Annotated in this window: 16 protein-coding genes and 7 pseudogenes; 13 read left to right on the forward strand and 10 right to left on the reverse strand. The window is 51.9% G+C overall.

Going from position 1 to position 19,033, the window contains the following annotated elements:
* Positions 1 to 171 precede the first annotated feature (171 nt).
* From NSS88_RS15760 to NSS88_RS15770, 4 genes and pseudogenes are all read left to right on the forward strand, one after another.
* Positions 172 to 1,329 carry a CapA family protein gene (locus NSS88_RS15760; RefSeq protein ID WP_341085240.1) on the forward strand — a complete coding sequence of 386 codons (1,158 nt, stop codon included), beginning with the start codon at positions 172 to 174 and terminating at the stop codon, positions 1,327 to 1,329.
* A 360-nt stretch (positions 1,330 to 1,689) separates the two neighbouring features.
* Positions 1,690 to 2,007: a hypothetical protein gene (locus NSS88_RS15765; protein WP_033017107.1), complete on the forward strand. Its 318-nt coding sequence runs from the start codon at positions 1,690 to 1,692 to the stop codon at positions 2,005 to 2,007.
* 332 nt (positions 2,008 to 2,339) lie between these two features.
* A pseudogene (locus tag NSS88_RS16785) lies at positions 2,340 to 2,438 on the forward strand (MBL fold metallo-hydrolase); the annotation flags it as partial.
* A pseudogene (locus NSS88_RS15770) lies at positions 2,423 to 2,581 on the forward strand (bile acid:sodium symporter family protein); the annotation flags it as partial. The pseudogenes NSS88_RS16785 and NSS88_RS15770, both read left to right, overlap by 16 nt.
* Positions 2,582 to 2,738: 157 nt before the next feature.
* Here NSS88_RS15770 and NSS88_RS15775 read toward each other — a convergent pair.
* Both NSS88_RS15775 and NSS88_RS15780 read right to left on the reverse strand, forming a co-directional pair.
* Positions 2,739 to 3,557 carry a rhamnogalacturonan acetylesterase gene (locus NSS88_RS15775; RefSeq protein ID WP_341085242.1) on the reverse strand — a complete coding sequence of 273 codons (819 nt, stop codon included), beginning with the start codon at positions 3,555 to 3,557 and terminating at the stop codon, positions 2,739 to 2,741.
* A gap of 90 nt (positions 3,558 to 3,647) precedes the next feature.
* Complete coding sequence (locus NSS88_RS15780) at positions 3,648 to 4,145, reverse strand: CBO0543 family protein (protein ID WP_341085243.1); 498 nt, start codon at positions 4,143 to 4,145, stop codon at positions 3,648 to 3,650.
* A gap of 138 nt (positions 4,146 to 4,283) precedes the next feature.
* Between NSS88_RS15780 and NSS88_RS15785 the strand changes: the two are divergent.
* The 4 genes and pseudogenes from NSS88_RS15785 to NSS88_RS15800 all read left to right on the forward strand — a co-directional run.
* A pseudogene (locus NSS88_RS15785) lies at positions 4,284 to 4,985 on the forward strand (esterase/lipase family protein); the annotation flags it as partial.
* Positions 4,986 to 5,396: 411 nt separating this feature from the next.
* Positions 5,397 to 5,984: pseudogene (locus NSS88_RS15790) on the forward strand (Uma2 family endonuclease).
* 2 nt (positions 5,985 to 5,986) lie between these two features.
* A complete protein-coding gene (locus NSS88_RS15795) occupies positions 5,987 to 6,292 on the forward strand; it encodes a 4a-hydroxytetrahydrobiopterin dehydratase (protein WP_055358152.1) in 306 nt (101 codons plus the stop codon).
* Positions 6,289 to 7,061: pseudogene (locus NSS88_RS15800) on the forward strand (3-hydroxybutyrate dehydrogenase). Before NSS88_RS15795 ends, NSS88_RS15800 begins: the two are co-directional and overlap by 4 nt.
* Positions 7,062 to 7,158: 97 nt before the next feature.
* Here the strand turns inward: NSS88_RS15800 and NSS88_RS15805 are convergent.
* Complete coding sequence (locus NSS88_RS15805) at positions 7,159 to 7,686, reverse strand: YceI family protein (protein ID WP_015375055.1); 528 nt, start codon at positions 7,684 to 7,686, stop codon at positions 7,159 to 7,161.
* Between the two features lie 156 nt (positions 7,687 to 7,842).
* Here NSS88_RS15805 and NSS88_RS15810 point away from each other — a divergent pair.
* Positions 7,843 to 8,013, forward strand: a pseudogene (locus NSS88_RS15810) (MurR/RpiR family transcriptional regulator); the annotation flags it as partial.
* A gap of 327 nt (positions 8,014 to 8,340) precedes the next feature.
* On the opposite strand, the gene NSS88_RS15815 reads toward NSS88_RS15810, so the two are convergent.
* The 6 genes from NSS88_RS15815 to NSS88_RS15840 form a co-directional block, all read right to left on the reverse strand.
* The gene (locus tag NSS88_RS15815; protein WP_055358150.1) at positions 8,341 to 9,240 is read right to left on the reverse strand and encodes a response regulator; all 900 of its coding nucleotides are present in this window, start codon (positions 9,238 to 9,240) and stop codon (positions 8,341 to 8,343) included.
* A gap of 29 nt (positions 9,241 to 9,269) precedes the next feature.
* Positions 9,270 to 10,523, reverse strand: a complete 1,254-nt coding sequence (locus tag NSS88_RS15820) for a sensor histidine kinase (protein ID WP_235468459.1) — start codon at positions 10,521 to 10,523, stop codon at positions 9,270 to 9,272.
* A 290-nt stretch (positions 10,524 to 10,813) separates the two neighbouring features.
* Entirely contained in the window at positions 10,814 to 11,464 is a 651-nt protein-coding gene (locus NSS88_RS15825) for an amino acid ABC transporter permease (protein WP_015375051.1), read from the reverse strand.
* A 16-nt stretch (positions 11,465 to 11,480) separates the two neighbouring features.
* A complete protein-coding gene (locus tag NSS88_RS15830; protein WP_055358149.1) occupies positions 11,481 to 12,134 on the reverse strand; it encodes an amino acid ABC transporter permease in 654 nt (217 codons plus the stop codon).
* Between the two features lie 88 nt (positions 12,135 to 12,222).
* Positions 12,223 to 13,068, reverse strand: coding sequence for a glutamate ABC transporter substrate-binding protein (locus tag NSS88_RS15835; RefSeq protein ID WP_011231463.1), 846 nt, complete (start codon positions 13,066 to 13,068; stop codon positions 12,223 to 12,225).
* Positions 13,069 to 13,096: 28 nt separating this feature from the next.
* Positions 13,097 to 13,825: an amino acid ABC transporter ATP-binding protein gene (locus NSS88_RS15840; protein WP_013145090.1), complete on the reverse strand. Its 729-nt coding sequence runs from the start codon at positions 13,823 to 13,825 to the stop codon at positions 13,097 to 13,099.
* 248 nt (positions 13,826 to 14,073) lie between these two features.
* On the opposite strand from NSS88_RS15840, the gene NSS88_RS15845 reads away from it, so the two are divergent.
* The 4 genes and pseudogenes from NSS88_RS15845 (at position 14,074) to NSS88_RS15860 (ending at position 17,889) form a co-directional block, all read left to right on the forward strand.
* Positions 14,074 to 15,021 carry an aldo/keto reductase family protein gene (locus NSS88_RS15845; RefSeq protein WP_055358148.1) on the forward strand — a complete coding sequence of 316 codons (948 nt, stop codon included), beginning with the start codon at positions 14,074 to 14,076 and terminating at the stop codon, positions 15,019 to 15,021.
* 372 nt (positions 15,022 to 15,393) lie between these two features.
* Positions 15,394 to 16,203, forward strand: coding sequence for a PTS sugar transporter subunit IIA (locus NSS88_RS15850; RefSeq protein WP_235468463.1), 810 nt, complete (start codon positions 15,394 to 15,396; stop codon positions 16,201 to 16,203).
* A gap of 80 nt (positions 16,204 to 16,283) precedes the next feature.
* Positions 16,284 to 16,727, forward strand: a complete 444-nt coding sequence (locus NSS88_RS15855) for a PTS sugar transporter subunit IIA (RefSeq protein WP_055358147.1) — start codon at positions 16,284 to 16,286, stop codon at positions 16,725 to 16,727.
* Positions 16,727 to 17,889, forward strand: a pseudogene (locus NSS88_RS15860) (mannitol-1-phosphate 5-dehydrogenase). Before NSS88_RS15855 ends, NSS88_RS15860 begins: the two are co-directional and overlap by 1 nt.
* A gap of 103 nt (positions 17,890 to 17,992) precedes the next feature.
* On the opposite strand, the gene NSS88_RS15865 reads toward NSS88_RS15860, so the two are convergent.
* Positions 17,993 to 19,033, reverse strand: a complete 1,041-nt coding sequence (locus tag NSS88_RS15865; RefSeq protein ID WP_341085258.1) for a PucR family transcriptional regulator — start codon at positions 19,031 to 19,033, stop codon at positions 17,993 to 17,995.

Genomic DNA, 19,033 nt, shown 5'->3' on the forward strand with positions numbered 1-19,033 from the left:
CAAGATGTGGAAATAGGAGAGGAAACGCCTACAAGCTCATTATATCATGGCTTGGCTAGGTCATCACTCCTAAATTGAGGAAAAGAAAAGGGATAAATAGGGGGTGTGTTGAATACGTCATTAGCAGAAGTTGTGGTAGTTTGAAGAAAATAGATGGATGGGAGAGGGAGCATGAACGCATGGATCAAGGGAAGAAATGTGGCGCTTATGTGTATGGCGTCCGTCTTTTTATTTTCCTGCAGCAATGCGGCTGATCGCGGCGTCGAGGAAGTGCTGGCAGCGCCAAACGAACTGGCGGGGCAAACCATCGAGCATCCACCGCTGCCGAGTCCGATCGATAAGATGGTGATAGCGTCAGCCTCTGCCAAACAAGCGGCGCCGAACCCGAACGAAGTGCGCATCACCATCAGCGCGGCGGGCGATGTGACGCTCGGGCGCGATGAAAATTATGGCTATGCGTATTCGTTTGATGAAGAAGCGAAGAAGCACGGCTTGCGCTATTTTACGAAATACATTGAGCCGATCTTCAAAAAGGACGATTTTACGACCGTCAATTTGGAAACGACGCTGACGACCTCGACGCGGAAGGCAAGCAAGACATTTCGTTTCCGCGGCCACCCGAGTTATGCGAAAATCTTAACCTATGGCGGCATTGAGGCGGTGAATCTGGCCAATAATCATACATACGATTATTTGCAAAAAGGATATAACGATACGATCGCCAGTCTAAAAAAAGAAAAGATCGGTTATTTCGGCCGTACGCTTCGGCTCATGAAAACGGTCAAAGGCATTCAAGTCGGGGCGCTCGGCTATGAAGGTTGGAGCAATACCAGCACATTGCGCAAGCAAATCGCCAACGATATTCGCACGCTTCGGAAACAAGGAGCCGACATCATTCTAGTCCATTTCCACTGGGGAGTGGAACGAAGCTATGTGCCAAACAGCACGCAAAAGGTGCTCGGCCGCTTTGCGATTGACAGCGGCGCCGATTTGGTCGTCGGCCATCACCCGCACGTCGTGCAAGGGATCGAGGAGTACAAAGGCAAATTTATTGTCTACAGTTTAGGGAATTTTATGTTTGGCGGAAACAAAAACCCGAGCGACAAAGATACGTTTGTTTTCCAGCAGGTGTTTTCTTTTCAAAACGGCAAGCGGACGGCCAAAAAAGAAATCCGCGTCATCCCGTTTCGCATTTCATCGGTGACGACAAGGAACAACTACCAGTCGATGCCGTTAGCGGGAGGGGAAGCAGCCCGAGTGAAACGGAAAATTGTTTCGCTGTCGGCGAAAATCAAAAAGCCGACTTGGACCGCGTACGAGGTCAAATGAAAAAGGGAGGGTGTCTCGGAAGGGCGGGACACCTTTTCTTATTGATGGAACTATGTTGTATTTGTCGAAAAAGGCTGGCGGTTTGATGAAAAAGCAACCCAAAACCGGATTTTCTGTTGGCAAACGCCCTGTTTCAACGAAACCAATCATTTTTCGCCGCTCTTCTAAGGAAAAACACCTTTTTGGGCCATCCCTTCGTCTGTTTTAGGCTTTACGGAACGATGGATGCGCATGCTCTTCTGCTTTTATCTTTTTGGCAGCAAGCCTTCGTGCGTTAACGTTTTCCGTGTATGACTTCCCCTTAACAACGTATATTAACCGTTGAAACAGAAGCCGTTAGGCGAAGGAGGTGTGTGTCGAATGAATCGCCTGTTTCAATGGTTTCGCATCCGGCGCAACCACCGTTTCTGGAATTCATGGTTGGCGCTTACCGGACGGCGGAGAAACAATGGCGCCATCTGGACGCTTGTCAGCTTAGGGGTAGGTGCGGCGGCCGCCGCGATGGTTGGCGCTAGAAGGAGATCGGGCATAGGGTGGATGACGGCAGGACCGATGCAAAATATGATCCGCGGCCTAAACCGCTGGATGGGGCGGCGAATGGGCACGACGCGTGTTGCTCCGGCGGAGTTTGCCGAAGAAATGGCTCCTTGGCAGCGAGACGGCCAAGGGAATCAGTAACGGTTTTTATTCTTTTTGCGGGCTGGCAGTGCGGCGCTTAACAGCTTGTTCCTTGCCGCATGCGGCCCGCCTTGTGTTTTGATCATGCGTCATTGCTTTTGGAAAAAGCAAAGGGGTAAGCGCCAGTTTGTAAACTGCGTGGTAAAAAGAAGGGGAAAGGCGGCCGGCGCTCTGTTTTTTTGCGGCAGTCATTGGCATTTTCTCTTGAAAAACAAGGAAATTTGCACCATAATAAAAGAAAATTCGAAATATAAAGATATTGGAGTCTGTTGGCGAGCAGCTTGAACGGTAGTCGTCGATTGAGGGAAAGAATCAAGGGAGAGGGGAAAGAGATGGCGCATGTCAACATTGAAGCGGTGGGGGATGGGGTATATCGTGTTCCGATTCCTGTCCCCTTCCCAATGAAATATGTGTATTGTTATGTATGTCGTACTTTCCGCCGCCGGTGAGCGTGCCGGTCGTGCTTGGCATGCTGTTTCAGCAAGTGCTCGCGTCGATGTACCATCGCCTGCTGGACAAAACGTATCATTTGTCGTCGGGCCGTCAGGCGTCGTTTGTCGAAAGCGCCCGGTAGGCGGTCAGCGGCGTCGGGCGAGGGAGTAAAGGGCCAAAAAGATTGCTCATCCGGGTCGGACGGGCACCGGCAGCAATCCAAAAAAAGCGTTGCCGGCGGCAGCAGTTCGCGGATGGGCGATGGATCTGCTGCGGTGGAGGGACAGGGCTGAGCCGGCCTAGCGGCTTGGCGCATGTTCCCGTTCCGGTGAACGGATGAGGTGGCGGCGGAGGGGGAGGTTGAGCTCCATAATCCCCTCGACGACTAGCCGGGCGATTTCTTTCGCTCCTCGTTTGTGAAAATGCGTGTTGTCTTCGATTCCGTGCGGATAATTTGCATGCTCGCCGGGCGCAAGCCATAGAAACAGCTGTTTCGTCTGTTCCGGGCCGAGCTGTTCAAACCGTTGTCTGCTTTTTGCCGTCAAATCGATGACGGGAACGTGCTCTCTCTCCCCAAGCGCCTTCATGGCTGCAGGATAAAGTCCATGCGAGTTGAGCGCTCGTCCGTCGGCAGAAAAGCGCCGCCGCTCGACCGGAGTGATGAGGACAGGGGTTGCTCCTTTCGTGCGGGCGCCGTCAATATACCGTTTCAAGTATGATTGGTAGGAGGTGAATGGTTCGGTGTAGCGTGCCGGATCGTTCACCTTTTCATCGTTGTGACCGAATTGGATGAACAAGTAATCCCCTTTTTTCATTTCCCGCAAAATGCGGGAGAGCCGTCCTTCTTCGACAAAACTTTTCGCGCTTCGGCCGGAAGCGGCCATATTTTTGACCACTACGTGATCGTCAAACCAGCCGTCAAGCATTTCCCCCCATCCGGCTCGCGGTGCGCGGGAGCGGGGAGCGGCGGCGACCGTCGAGTCGCCGGCCAAATAGATCGTTATGACGGCCCGTCCGCCCGTTTTGGATGCTTTTCCATCCGTGTCCGGTTGGGCGATGAGGGCAACGCTGGCGGCGATGACAGCCAAGCAAAGGAATGCGGCTTTTTTTCTTCTCAATCGGATTCCTCCTATCCGGCAGCTGCTCGTCTTTTCGGTTTGTTCCCCGTTATCGTTGCTCGCTGCCATTGCCTTTATGCGCCATTCGTGCTAGTCCACCGTTTGGAATCGGCGGTAAAATTCCCATATTATTGAAAGAAAAAGACCGTAACCGGCAACTGAATACCAATGGCTCCATTCGGCCGTGTGGGTGAACAAACCGTACGTCTCGGCTTTGGCCTCCAATGCGGCCGCCAATGCCGACAATGCAGCGATGAGCCCCATGCGCCCAAGGCGGCTAAGCCGCTCCATGAGGGCAAGAAAGAAGACGGTGCCGAGCGGAAGAACGACGGCCGTAAAGAAAATATCGATCGAAAAGACAGAAGGAAAGGGCCGTTTCGGGAACGCATACAGCCCTTTTCCCACGAAATACAAATCCAAATACGTCCCCGTCCAAGATGCAAGCAGCGCTGAAGCCACGTAGGCGCGGCGGCTAGCGCGCATGAAAGAAGAATAGCCAACCATCCGTACGAGGCCGTGATGGAACGCTGCCATGACATAGTGCATCACCCTCTCGCTGTCGGCGAGAAACGAAATATGACGGCACAAAAGTGCATTTTTCTCTTTCCCTCATCAGAAAACCCGACAATTGCCGGGATTGAATAGCCTGGTTATTTAGTATAGAATATTCAGGTAATTCTGAATAAAGGGGTTCAGTCGATTCGAGGGGAGGAGAAGGAGAGCGTGATGAAATGCTGTCGGGTTATGTTTGTGTTGCTCGGATTATGGCTTGTGTTCGGCCTATCAGTCTCGGGAGGGCGAGCTGAAGCGGCAGTTTCACGCGCCAACGATGCGCCGATTGTACTTCTCCATGGCTTTACTGGCTGGGGAAGAGAAGAAATGTTTGGGTTCAAGTACTGGGGCGGCGTACGCGGCGATATCGAACAATGGCTGAACGACAACGGATATCGAACGTATACGCTGGCGGTCGGACCGCTCTCGAGCAACTGGGACCGGGCGTGTGAAGCGTACGCCCAGCTTGTCGGCGGAACGGTCGATTATGGGGCAGCCCATGCGGCAAAGCACGGCCATGCGCGGTTTGGCCGCACGTATCCGGGGTTGCTGCCGGAATTGAAAAGAGGAGGCCGCGTCCATATCATCGCCCACAGCCAAGGAGGGCAGACGGCCCGTATGCTTGTCTCGCTCCTGGAGAACGGAAGCCAAGAAGAGCGGGAGTACGCCAAGGAGCACAACGTGTCGTTGTCGCCGTTGTTTGAAGGCGGACATCGTTTTGTGTTGAGCGTGACGACCATCGCCACCCCTCATGACGGAACGACGCTTGTCAACATGGTTGATTTCACCAATCGCTTTTTTGACTTGCAAAAAGCAGTGCTGGAAGCGGTGGCTGTCGCCAGCAACGCGCCGTACACAAGCGAAATATACGATTTTAACTTCCCTCCGAAAGAAGTCTCCTACTTCTAAACGTGAAGGTGCGCCAGCACCAGTGAAAGTGGGAGATGAATTTCGGTTGGCGTTAGCCAACGAATAGGATAGAATATGGCTAGAACGGACACCTTCGGAACGAAGGGAAGCGTAAAGGGTTCTTGTGTGTGGCTTACCGTTCAGCGAACACACACAAGTCGCTTGAAGCCCCCACCTCTAAGCGAAGCGTAGGTGGTGGGTAGTTCACTATTCGCGCCTTTTATTTGCGACTTGGCGAGTTTGCGGCCTTAAAACGAGTATTTTGCGAAAAAGCCATCTCGATCGGATGGCTCTTTTTTTTGAGGAGCAAGCTCTTGAGTTGTATGACGGCTGCGGATGTCCGATGGTATAATAGGGGCAAAGCAAGCGGATGGGGGAATGGACGTGAAGCCGCCTGAGCGGTAAAAGGAACGGTATACGTATCAAGATTATGTCAAGTGGGACGGACGGTGGGAGTTGATCAACGGCGTACCTTACAACATGGCACCGGCCCCTTCATTTGTCTACCAGTCGATCGTCGGTGAATGGTATGTCGCTTTGCGAGCGTTTTTTCGCGAAAAAGGATGTGCGGTTGTCATGGCGCCGTTTGATGTGCGGTTCGATGAACAGGCCGACTATGAACAAGCCAAGCATGTCGTGCAGCCAGACATCTCCGTCATTTGCGATCAAAGCAAAATCGGCAGCCGAGGCTGCGATGGGCCACCTGACTTGGTGGTGGAAGTGCTTTCGCCGAGCACTGCGCTGAAAGATCGGAACGAAAAATATAAGCTGTACGAACAGTTTGGCGTCAAGGAATATTGGATCGTCGACCCGCTGCATCGGACGGTGGAAGTGTACGGCCGCGGTGAGAAAGGGTATGAGAAGCGGAGCGTCTTTGGCGAAGGCGATGTGCTCGTCTCGTTTTTGTTCGCTGATTTGACGGTTTCGCTGGCTGGCATATTTCAAAATATAGAGGGTGAGGGATAACGATGCGGTTAGCGGAAGAGGAAGTGCAAGCGCTGCTTGAAAAAGCGGACGGCTGGAAGTTGACGGATGAACGATGGATTGTGAAAAAATACCGTTTCCAAGACTACTTGCAAGGCATTGAATTCGTCCGGCGCATCGCCGCGATTTCGGAAAACGCCAACCACCACCCGTTCATTTCGATCGACTACAAGCTCATTACCGTGAAACTGTCTTCATGGCGGGCGAAAGGGCTGACGAAGCTCGATTTTGACTTGGCGAAGCAGTATGATGAGGTGTACGAACAGATGAAGCAGGGGGGAGGGGAATGATGGAACATCGCACAGCACTCATCACCGGCGCAGCGCGGGGAATCGGCTATGAAGTGGCGAAAACGCTGGCGGAACATGGTGCAAACGTGGTGCTCGTTGATTTGCGTCAGGAAGAAGTCGAGCAAGCTGCTCGTTCGCTTCGGGAGTTGGGCTATGAAGCGGTCGGCGTGAAATGTGATGTGACGGTTGAACAAGAGGTGAAGCAAGCGATCAACGAGGCCGTCAACCGGGGCGCCTTGATGTTGTCGTGAACAACGCCGGATTGCAACATGTGGCGAACATCGAGGATCTCCCGACGGAAAAATTTGAACAGCTCATCCGCGTCATGCTTGTCGGCCCATTTTTGGCCATCAAGCATGCGTTTCCCGTTATGAAACAGCAGCGATATGGCCGCATCATCAACATGGCGTCGATCAACGGACTCGTCGGGTTTGCCGGCAAAGCGGCGTACAACAGCGCGAAGCACGGGGTGATCGGCTTAACGAAAGTGGCAGCGTTAGAAGGGGCGCCATACGGCATTACGGTGAACGCCCTTTGCCCGGGCTATGTGGACACCGAGCTCGTCCGCGGCCAGCTCGCGGATTTGGCGGCAACCCGCAACGTGCCGCTTGAGAAGGTGCTTGAGGAAGTGATTTACCCGCTTGTGCCGCAGCGGCGGCTGCTGTCAGTGGAAGAAGTCGCCCATTATGTCCTCTTTTTGGCGGGCGAACAAGCAAAAGGCATCACTGGCCAGGCGGTGGTGATCGATGGCGGGTATACGGCGCAGTAAACTCCCTCTCTTCGCCTTGCTTGAAGCGAGAGCCTTCCTTTCGGGATGATGATCAAACGCCCTCGGCACATGCCACGGGCGTTTCGATTCGAGTCGCTCAGCTCAAGGCAAATTCGAAGCTGGCTAGGATTTTGACTTCTTTCCCGACAAGGAATCCGCCGGTTTCGAGTGCGACGTTCCATACCAATCCGTAGTCTTCGCGGTTGATCGTTCCTTCGACATCAAAACCGACCGAGATGCCGCCGGTGAGCGGGTTTTTCACTTGGCCGTTGTATTCGACTTTGAACGTTTCCGTTCTCGTCACGCCGCGGATCGTCAGCTTCCCGGTCACTTCATATTCCGTGTCGGACAGCTTGCGCACGGATTCACTGACAAACGTAATGGTTGGATAGTTCTCGACATCGAAAAAGTCGGCCGAGCGGAGATGGTTGTCACGGTCGGCGTTTTTCGTGTCGATCGAGGCGGCATCGATCGTCGCTTTGACTTTCAGCGACTCGAGTTCGTTGATGTCGCCTTCGACCTCAACGTCAAAGTTGGTGAATTCCCCTTTCGCTTTGGAGATCATCATATGTCTTACTTGGAAGGCGACAGAGCTGTGCGCTTTGTCGAGTTGGAATGTTGTCATCGCTTTTCCTCCTCTTGATGATTCATATTCGCACCACTATCATAACAAATGTATATCTCGAAATCAAATATTTTTATTAAAGATTATTAGTATGGAGCACAGGGGGCTTTCCATGATAAGATGAAAGAAAAATGATGTGCGGAAAGGGAGAATAAGATGAATGAAATCGGCCTTTTAGCGAAAATCAAACAGCAAATGGAACGGTTTTCACCGGCGGAAAAAAAGGTAGCCGCCTACATTCTCGACCATGCCGAACTCGTGCCGAATATGACGACGAAGGATTTGGCCCAGGCGTCTGACACAAGCGAAGCGAGCGTCGTTCGTTTTGTCTCATTCGTTGCTAGCGAAGAGCGGCGCAGTTGGCATAAGGAATGAAAAAGGTTGACCTGTCCTAAAGGCAGCCCCATCATCATGTAGAAGACTGGCCATTTAACAGGAAACGCAACTTCCTCATCCCGAGTTCCAAGTTTTTCGCATTTGCGGGTCGTGAAGTGAAGGGGATGGTGGATTCCCCACCCCTAGAAGCCTAGTGAAAAACGGGGCGTCGCGCGCAAATCAACGGCGTTGGATCAGAATCGCAAGCCCGTCCGGCAAGGTTTCTCTAATTGAAAAATAGGCGGGGCCATCAGCCTTCTTCACTAAATCACCAACTTTCTAGACGCGCTTCAGCTCGAGAAAAAAAGCCGTTAAAAACTTCCGCACATTCATCCGGCATTCCGTCTCAGCTTGGCCGCGTTCGAGCTCTTTCATCCGTCGACGGATGTCACCGAAATCAAACAGCCTAGGTGCGAAATGCTCAAACGTCGGGTTCGTGTAGTCAGTCAGGCCGAGGGAAGCGAGATGGGTGAACGCCTGCAAGACGAGCCGACGGATGCGCTGTTCCATCGCCCGCGCTTCCTTGGCCGTTTCAGTCGGGGACAGGCCGTATTCCCGCTGGACGAGTTCGGCGTACAGCTCTTTCAGCGGCGGCAGTTCGCGGACGGGAAGGCCTTTTGCTTCTTGCTCGGCCAGCCAGCGCACCACAAGAAGCACGTCCGCGCTGCCCGCTTCGCCGGCGACCCCGAGAAGAAGGAGAAGCTGCTCAGCCTGCTGTTCCATGGCGGACGGCTTGGAGACGGCGGCATCGGCCGTTTGCGGCTCAAGCCCTTTGAGCACCTGGCGGATCGACTCGAGCGAGCGGACGGCGGACATGTGATCGGCGACGCGTTTCAGCACGGACAGCACTTCATAGCGGTTGATCGGTTTTTGAATGTACGTGTCAATGCCATGCAAATAGGCTTGGCCGATCATTTCTTTGTTTTCAACTTGAGAAATCATGATAAAGGTTCCGGCAAATCCTTCTTCCCGCAACGCCTTGATCGTCTGAATGCCATCACGCCCTGGCATTAACAAGTCAATGAGCACCACATCCACGTGAAGCAAGTCGGCCGCGCGAACGTGCAGTCCATCTTCGGCACAGCCGACCACCTCGCCAAGTTCGGATTCATGAATCAATTTTTCAAGCATCTTTCTGACAACAGGGTCATCTTCGATTAGAAAAAAACGAAGCGCCATCTTCCTGTTCTCTCCCTTCCTTGACTTGCTTATATGACGGCATTCCCTTGCCTGTCGGCCTCGTGATCGGACATTTCGGCTGTGATCGGCGTGCTTTGCAGGAGGCGGACTGTCGGCACCGCAAGGCGAAACACCGTCTGCCCCGGCTCGCTTTTGACGAGCTGGAGATGTCCGCCAAGCGCTTGGGCGATATCGCGTGCATGGGTGAGACCGATGCCTGTTGACGGATTGCCTTGGCGGTCGTATTTTGTTGTGAATCCGGGCTGAAAAATCCAAGTGATGTCATCGGCCGCAATGCCGGGGCCGGTGTCTTCCACTTCGATGATCAGTTCGCTTCCGTGAAGACGCGCATGCAAGGTGACAGCCCCCATTTTCTCAATTGCCTCGACGGCGTTCGATACCAAGTTGTTCAACACGGAAAGAAGTGGATACAATTGGTCGGTCATGAGATCGATATGGCCGTTGTACGAAAATGTGATCGTTTTTCCGGATAAGTTGGCGTATTTTTCATTGGCGCGAATGACCATGGCGCACAGCTCGGCAATCGGCACGCGTCCGCGCACCGATTGGCGCCCGATGAGCTTGGAAAGGCCGGCGAAAATGCGTTGCATATCCTTTTTCGTCTCATGAATATGTTCGGCAAGCTCTAGGGCGACGCGCGGTTCAACGTGCTTTCGTTCGATCAACTGCGAGTAAAGGTCATAGCTTTTGCGCGTCATGTCTTCCATGAGAGCCATGGATTTTTGCAAGTAAAACATTTCTTCATATAATCCGCTGCTCACCATCATGAGCCGCTCGAGTTCTTGCTTTCTCGCTTCGGCGAGCGAGCGGACATGTTTTGTCACCCACATGTTGTAAACGCCGATGACGCAGAAACTGCGCAAAATGGCGAACAACCATAAGACGATGACTGTTTGGCCGCTGAAGGCAAACGGCTCCCCCATCCAATACCGGATCCCTAGTTCACAGGCGTTCGCCAAAAAATCAAGCGCCGCTCCAACCACTCCAGCCCGAATCGGTGCGGCCATTCGCTGGCGAAACCGAACAGCAGCCGCCATTATGGAAAAGCTGATATAATACCCGGCTGCCGGGAGATGGGTCAGCAGACTCTCAGAAGTCGACATTTCTCCGGTCAACGAGTCCAGAAAGACGCGAAATCCAACGACTGCTGCTCCCGTGCTGGCGCCGATGACAAACGGCGAAAGGGAGCGAAAGGCGACAAGCCCGAGAAAAAAGACAGCGCTGCCGAGCGAGACGCGAAACGGGCTGTCAAACGGGTTCATTTTCATTTCGCCTAGAAACGCGGCAGCCGAAAGCAAAAGCAAAAAGAGCCAAAGCGGTTCTTTTTTTGTTGGTGTCAGTGGACGTCACCGCCTTTGTGAAAGTCGTGAACGAATCTCCAATTCTATTATATAACAGGAAAGCGGAAACAACGGGTGATTTTCGTGAAAAATATTCATTCCCCTTTTGACGCCTCAACGAGCGATGGAAATGGACGCTCAGGGAGCCAGCGGTGCCGCGAATGGCAAGAAAAAACCGTATGCCCCAGCTGAAAAAAGGGGATACGGTTTCCTTATCGCTGGCGGTATTCCAACCGGCGCGAAACGAGCGACAGTGAATAGTTGACGATAAAGTACATGAACGCCACAAGAATGAAAATCGGGATGACAAAATTGACGTTGCGGCCGTTAATGATTTGCGCATGGTTCATCAATTCCGGCAACGAAATGACAATGGCGAGCGACGTATCTTTCAATAAAGAAATGAATTGGCTGACGATCGGCGGCACCATGCGCCGCAATGCTTGCGGCAAAATGATGTACCATAGCGTCTGCCCATACGTAAGCCCCGATGAGCGCGCCGCTTCGATTTGTCCCTTATCAATTGACTGCAGGCCGCTGCGGACGATTTCCGACAACATGGCCGATTCAAAAATGACCAAGGCCGAAATGGCGGCATATAGTTTATCCAGCTTTAATCCGACTTCCGGAAGGGCGAAATACGTAAAGAAAATGATCAAGAGCAGCGGCAAGTTCCGGATTGTTTCGACCAGCACAGCCAGCAGTTGGGAAAGCACCGGGATTTTCGTATAGCGAATGACCCCGATGACAATGCCGAAGATAAAACTCAAAACAATGGAAATGAACGCCACTTCCAACGTGACGAGAAACCCTTGAAGCAAAAACTTCAAATGGGCGGGCGCATAGGCACCGGCAAAATCCATCATTTGGCCTCCTTTCCTACCGCGCCTTGAGCAGCCGGCGTTCTAAGTAGCCGACGCCAAGGCTGAGCGGGATCGTTAAGACGAGGTAAAACAAGGCGACGAAAATGTAAACGTCAAAGGTGACGAACGTTTTCGAGGAAATCAAGTCGCCGTAATACATTAAATCCAACCCGGCGATGACGCCAAGCACCGAAGAGTTTTTCACCAAGTTGATGAACTGGTTGCCAAGCGGCGGAATGACGATTTTCACCGCCTGTGGCAAGATGACGTAACGCATCGCCTGCAAGTAAGTCAACCCCGATGAGCGCGCCGCCTCCATTTGTCCTTTCGGAACGGCTTGAATCCCCGAGCGGATCGCTTCGGCGATAAAGGCGGCGGTATATACCATCAACCCGAGCGTTCCAGCGGTAAACGAGTCAAAACGAATGCCGACGGCGGGCAAGCCCATAAAAAAAACGAACACGATCAACACAAGCGGGATGTTGCGGATAAATTCCACGTACGCCATTCCGATCCAATTGAGCGGGCGAATCGGCGCGATGCGGAAAATGGCGATGATAGTCCCCAGGGCCAAGCTGCCGATCAGCGCCAGCACGCTGGCCTTGATCGTATGGCCAAACCCTTGCATGTACAAATCCCAATGTTCAACTAAAATAGAATAGCGCAACAAGGCTAAACGCCTCCTTTCCTCGCTGACTCATGGCCTGTCCTTTGGGCAAACAGGTGGGCGGATATTGTTCCGCCCACCGTTTCGCCTGTTATTGTTGCGGCTTTTTGCCGATCCATTTTTCGTAGATCTTATCGTATTCGCCGTTTTCTTTAATTTCTTTCAAGTATTCGTTGATAACTTGCAGCAGTTCTTTGTCTCCTTTGCGGACGGCGATGCCGTACGGTTCTTCGGTGAACGTTTCATCAAGGACGCGATAGTTCGGATCTTGTTTGGCCATCCCCCAAAGCAGCGCGTTGTCGGTCGTAAGCGCATCGCCTTGGCCGGCTTTCAATGCGGTAAACGCTTCCGCGTAGTTTTCAAATTCAAGCACGTTGACTTGCGGCGCGACTTTGCGGATGTTTTCCGCCGATGTCGATCCTTTCGCTGTCAGAACGGTCATGCCTTTTTTCAAGTCTTTCACGCTGTTGATCGGGCTGTCTTTTTTGACGAGCAACGATTGCCCGGCCATAAAGTACACATCCGAGAAATCCACTTCTTTTTTCCGTTCCTCGGTGATCGTCATGGTGGCGATAATGGCGTCAATTTCCCCGTTGTTCAGCATCGGGATGCGCGTTTTTGACGTCACTTCTTTCAATTCAATTTTGTTTTCATCGCCGAGAATTTTTTTCGCCAACCCTTTGGCAATATCAATGTCAAATCCTTCGACTTTTCCGGTTTCCGGGTTTTTCAACCCGAATAAGTTCAAATCATATTTGACGCCAACGATGAGTTTGCCGCGTTGTTTAATTTTTTCAAGCGTATTGGTCGCTTTGGCGGTTTCCGACGATGTTCCGCCTTCTCCTTTGTCCGTTGTGCTGCAGCCCGTTAAAGCAACAGCGCTCAATAAGGCCGTCAAGGCGACGGCGATCCACCATTTCCATGCTTTCTTTCTCATGAACAAAACCCCCTTTGATTGACCGGAATTAATGGTTTAAAATGCGGCTTAAAAAGACGCGCGCCCGTTCTTCTTTCGGGGCCGCGAAAAACTCCTCAGGCGGCGCTTCCTCTAAAATGCGCCCTTGATCCATAAAGACGATGCGATCGGCCACCTCGCGGGCAAACCCCATCTCGTGGGTGACGACAACCATCGTCATCCCTTCTTTCGCCAGCTGCTTCATGACATCGAGCACTTCGCCGATCGTTTCCGGGTCAAGTGCTGATGTAGGCTCGTCAAACAGCATGATTTTCGGTTTCATCGCCAATCCGCGGGCGATGGCGACGCGCTGCTGCTGGCCGCCGGACAGCGCGGATGGATAGGCGTTCGCTTTGTCTGGGATTCCGACTTTTTCCAAGTAATACATAGCGATCTCGTTCGCTTCTTTTTCAGACATGCCGAGCACTTTGCGCGGCGCCAACGTGATGTTTTGCAAGACGGTCATGTGCGGGTATAAGTTGAAATGTTGAAACACCATGCCGATATTGCGCCGCAGTTCGTTAATGTTGATGTGTTTGTCGTTCACTTTGATGCCGTCTACGATCAATTCACCGCTTGAGATCGTCTCGAGCCGGTTGATGCAGCGCACGAGCGTGCTTTTGCCCGAGCCGGATGGCCCGATAATGACGACGACTTCCCCTTGGTTGATCGTCAAGTTAATGTCTTTCAACACATGAAAATCGCCGTAGTATTTGTTGACTTGGTGGAAATAAATCAATAGCCCCCCTCCTTTGTGACAAATTTGTGAATGTTTTTCGAATTGATTGTAAATACGCATCTACGAAAATCTACGGAAATCTACAAAAATTTTGTGAATCGATTGAAAAAGACGATGATGGACGCAAAGAAGGGGAAGTCATTTTTTGAATAGTAAGGCAAATCTCTTTGCAAATCAGCGATCGAGGATTATAATGAGGACATGAAAAATTTGGCATTGATTGCCGTCAAAAGGAGAGGGGAGCGAAGGTGAAGTATCGAAAACTCGGCCGCACGGGGCTGAAAGTCAGTGAGATTAGTTTAGGCAGCTGGCTTACATATGGAAATTCGGTGGAAAAAGAAACCGCGATCCGCGTCATTGACAAGGCGTACGAACTTGGCATCAACTCGTTTGACACAGCGAACGTCTACGCGTGCGGGGAAGCGGAAAAAATCGTCGGCGAGGCGCTGCGCAAATATCCGCGCGAATCGTATGTCATCGCGACGAAAGTGTTTTGGCCGATGGGCGACGGCCCGAACGACCGCGGCCTGTCGCGCAAGCATGTGTTTGAGCAGCTCCATGCGAGCTTAAAGCGGCTGCAACTGGATTATGTCGATATCTACTACTGCCACCGCTATGACAAAGAAACGCCGGTCGATGAGACGTTGCGTACGATCGATGATCTCGTCCGCCAAGGAAAAGTGCTGTATGTCGGCGTGAGCGAATGGACGGCCCAGCAAATTCAAGAGGCGCTCGGCGTGGCCGACCGCTACTTGCTCGATCGGATCGTCGTCAATCAGCCGCAATACAACATGTTTCACCGTTATATTGAAAAGGAAGTCATCCCGGTGTGCGAACAAAACGGCATCAGTCAAATCGTCTTTTCGCCGCTCGCCCAAGGGGTGCTGACCGGCAAATACAAACGAGGTCAAGCGTTGCCGGCTGACAGCCGCGCCGCTGATCCAAGAGCGAATACGTTTATCCAAGGATTGCTCAATGACGAAGTGTTAACGAAAGTGGAACAACTCGAAAAAATCGCGGCTGAGCTTGGCATTACGTTGTCCCAGCTTGCCCTCGCTTGGGTGCTGCGCCAGCCGAACGTCGCCAGCGCCTTAATCGGCGCCAGCCGCCCGGAACAAGTCGAAGAGAACGTCAAAGCGGTCGATGTCGTGCTCAGCGAAGATGTGCTCGAGAAAATTGAGGGGATTTTGGCGTAAAAGAGGTGAGGGTGTCCCAAAAGGATCGGGACACCCTTTCTTATTACCGTATATAGACAATATGTTGTGTTTTGTTAAGGAAAATTACCCTTTTGGGTCAGTCCCCTTTTTATCACCTCGAACCGAGAAGGTCTCAACTTCCAAGCATGAGCGTAAGTGGGGGATGAACCGGCGTCTTCCACCAACGATCTTCCCCTTGCACCAAAAGAACAAAGGAAGGGCTTCGATTGCGATCTTTTTGAGGAAGCTTAACGGTAGGATGCACACGGATGGCTTAGCTGACCGCTTACCGTATGTTAGGGTGTTCCCGAGAATCCCCTACTTCTCTACGTGAGCGCGGGTGAGGAGTGTTCAGAGGAGATTGGCTATTTGGTGCTCCATTTTGCGGCCGCGCTTATGCGGGAGAGAAAAGGGTGGCGGGTGCTCGTCATTTGTTCGAGCGGGCTTGGGACGGCGAAAATCTTGGCGACGAGGCTGAAAAAAGAGATTCCGGACATCGTTTCGCTGGAACAAGCGTCCGTGTTTGAATGGAAAGAGAAAGATGCAAGTGCGTATGATCTTGTCGTCTCGACCGTGCCGCTGGCCGATGAAGGCGGCCCGTACTTCACCGTCAGCCCGATGCTGACGGAAGAGGAAGCGCGGGCGATTCGTGAATTTTTAGAGCGAAAATCGGCCGCTGAAAAGCGGATGAGGAAAGAGTCAACCGCACAGAGAAACAGGCCAGCGCTCGAGGCGATGAAGGCGGTTCGGCGCATCAGCGAGACGATCGTCCACCTTTTGGACGGTTTTTCCCTGGAGGTGGTCAAGAGGCGCTCTGTTCATGAACTATTGGCGGACGCGTGCCGCCGCCTTGAACGAAGTGGCGTCATCGTTGATGCCGATGTCGTCATCGAGGAGCTGCGGCGCCGCGAGTCGCTTGGCGGGCTTGGCATCCCCGGCACTACATTGGCGCTGTACCACGCCCGAAGCTTCGCAGTTTTTCGCCCATCGCTTACGATGTACCGGCTTGATGCGCCGCAAACGGTGCCCGGCATGGACGGAGAGCCGATGGAGATCAACACGGTTGTGCTGCTGCTCGGGCCGTCAGATACCGATAAGGAGATGCTCGCTGTGTTAAGCGAAGTCAGCTCCTTGCTTGTGAAGGATGAGCAAATCCTTGCCGTTTTGGCGCATGGCGGCTAGAAAGAAGTATATTCACTTGTCAGCGCCCATTTGGAGCAATTTTTTGATCATTACTGGACATCAACGAAGGAGTGAAAACGATGGTAACCCATTCGATTTTAAACAAAGAAAACATTGTGCTAAATGCCCAACCCAAAACAAAAGAAGAGGCGATCCGCCTTGCTGGCGAAGTGCTCGTCAAGCAGGGGTATGTCGATCCGGCGTATGTGGATGCGATGCTTGAGCGGGAAGAACTGACAACCACCTACATCGGCAACAACGTTGCCATTCCGCACAGAACGGAAGCAGCCAAAGCGCTCGTGAAACAGTCCGGCATTTCGATCGTGCAAGTCCCGGGCGGCGTCGATTTTGGCGGCGGCAATACGGCTCTGATCGTGATCGGCATTGCCGGCAAAGACGGGGAGCATTTGGATATTCTGTCAAAACTGGCGATCGTCTGTGCGGAAGCGGACAATGTCGAAGCGATGGCGAACGCCAAAACAGAAGAAGACATTCTTGCGCTGCTCCATGAGGTGAACGGCTGATGCAGGCGGTTCATTTTGGCGCTGGCAACATCGGCCGCGGCTTTATCGGCAGTCTGCTGGCTACGTCGGGATATAAGGTCGTTTTTGTCGATGTCAACGAACAAATCGTCCGCCTGCTCAAGGAGCGGGGGGGAGTATCGGGTCATTGTTGCCGGCGAGCGGCAAGAGGAGCAATGGGTGCGCGGCGTTTCGGCGCTGAACAGCCAAACAGAGCGGGAGCAAGTCATCGCGGCGATCGCCGCCGCTGATTTGGTCACGACCGCCGTCGGCCCGCACATTTTGCCGGCCATCGCCCCCCCTTGTTGCCGATGGGCTCAAGCAGCGGCTGGGCGTTCAGCAAACTCCCCTTCATGTCATCGCGTGCGAAAACATGATTGGCGGTACGGAGACGTTGAAGCAGTACGTATTTGCCCATCTTTCTGAAGCGGAACAACAGTTGGCGGGCGAATCGGTTGGCTTTCTCAACTGTGCGGTTGACCGCATCGTGCCGAACCAAACGAACGATGATCCGCTGGCGGTGACGGTCGAGCCGTTTTTCGAATGGGCGATTGAAACGCGCAACGTCATCGGCACTGTTCCGCCGATTCAAGGGGCTCATTTTGTCGCTGACTTAGAGCCGTATATCGAGCGCAAATTCTTTACGGTCAATACCGGCCATGCGTTGGCCGCTTACTTAGGGTATCTGCGAAACTACAAAACCGTCCAGGAAGCGATGAACGATGAAGGTATTCGATTGAATGTCGAGCAAGCGCTCAGTGAGTCGGGAGCCGTCTTAGTGAAAAAGCACGGATGGCATGAGGAAGAGCACCGTTCCTATATCAAAACGACGATCGGGCGTTTCACCAACCCGTCCCTTTTCGACGATATCGTCCGCGTCGCCCGTTCGCCGATCCGCAAGCTCGGGCCGAACGACCGGCTCATCGCTCCGGCGACGCAATACTGCACACTATTTGGCAACGTTCCTGCTGGTCTCGCCAAAGGAATTGCCGCGCTGTTGCGCTTTGATGATGCGAGCGATGCAGAAGCCGCCGCTCTGCAACAAACGATCGCACACCACGGAATCGAAGGCGCGCTTCGGCAATACGCGGGGCTTGAGAGTGCGCACCCGCTTGTGGCGGCGGTGAAGGACGAGTACGGAAGAATGAAGAAAAACAAAAGCTGACCGCCTTTCAAATGTCGTCGACCTCCAATCGTGCAAAAACCCCGGGGGATCGACGACAATGTGCTTTCGTGTCAAAACCCTACAGCTTACATTGCAGGTTCAGTTAGAAACAGCTACCATACTTTAATGGCAGGTGCAAGTACATCTTTTGGTGATGAACCAGTTTTTTCGCAGTTTCTGAAATTTGTCCATGGTTTTCTAAAAACACGAATAACGTTTGTAACAACATATCCCGTTCATTTGTTGAAGAAAGAGCCAACTTTTGAAATGTTTCATAATAGAAGGTTTTTAAATAATCCGGAGGAATCATTTGCAATAGTTCGGAAATGTCTTTTCGGCGATAAATTTGGATGAACTGGTGATGGTTTGCTAATTGGCCGATTTGCAACGCTTCTAATGCTTCTTTAAACCCTTTTTGCACGTCTAAAAATTGTGTGCATAAGTTGCTAACACCAAACGAAATGGTTCGATTGTATGTGTTCTTAATTTTGTACTGCAATTCTTTCAAAAATGGAAAAACGGTTGTGTGGAACTCGTTCCACGATTGGGAGATCGGAAATAAGGAAACGCATGTCGTTCCTTTCACAAAATGATGAACAGATGGAAAACAAACCTTCGTTTCGTCTTCGATCCATTCAAAAATCATATCTATTTCCTTCTGTGATTGGATGAAACTCAACGATGCTAGGTTCTCATCGAGCTTGCCAACGACACAAACATATGGCTGTTCATTTTCAATTTGGAATTCTTTGGCTTTTATCACGATTTCTTCTTGCGAGTGGAAAGCCCCCTCTATGATGTTGTTAAAAAATTCATTGCGCACTCTTTTTCCGTACTGCTTCAATGCTTTTTCTTTCATGAACTCAAAAGCGATAACGTTGGTTGCTTGTTCAACCGTTAAAACAAGCGATGGTTTTGAAAAAGGAATTGTTCCTACGATGATTAAGCAACCGCTTTTCTCTTCGTGAGTATAAATTGGGAAAGCAGAAAAAGTTTTTTTATTGCCTAATAGCGAAAAACAAGAATAGGGTGTTTTTTGCAAAAACAGGCGATATCCGTTTTTATGCAGATCTGTTAAATCCACAAGAAGATGGAAATCAGGATGCGATGAACTGATGACGCGAAGGTATTTATCTATATACAT

Origin of the sequence: Geobacillus sp. FSL W8-1251 (genome assembly GCF_038005945.1) — a bacterium.
GTDB classification, from domain to species: domain Bacteria; phylum Bacillota; class Bacilli; order Bacillales; family Anoxybacillaceae; genus Geobacillus; species Geobacillus stearothermophilus.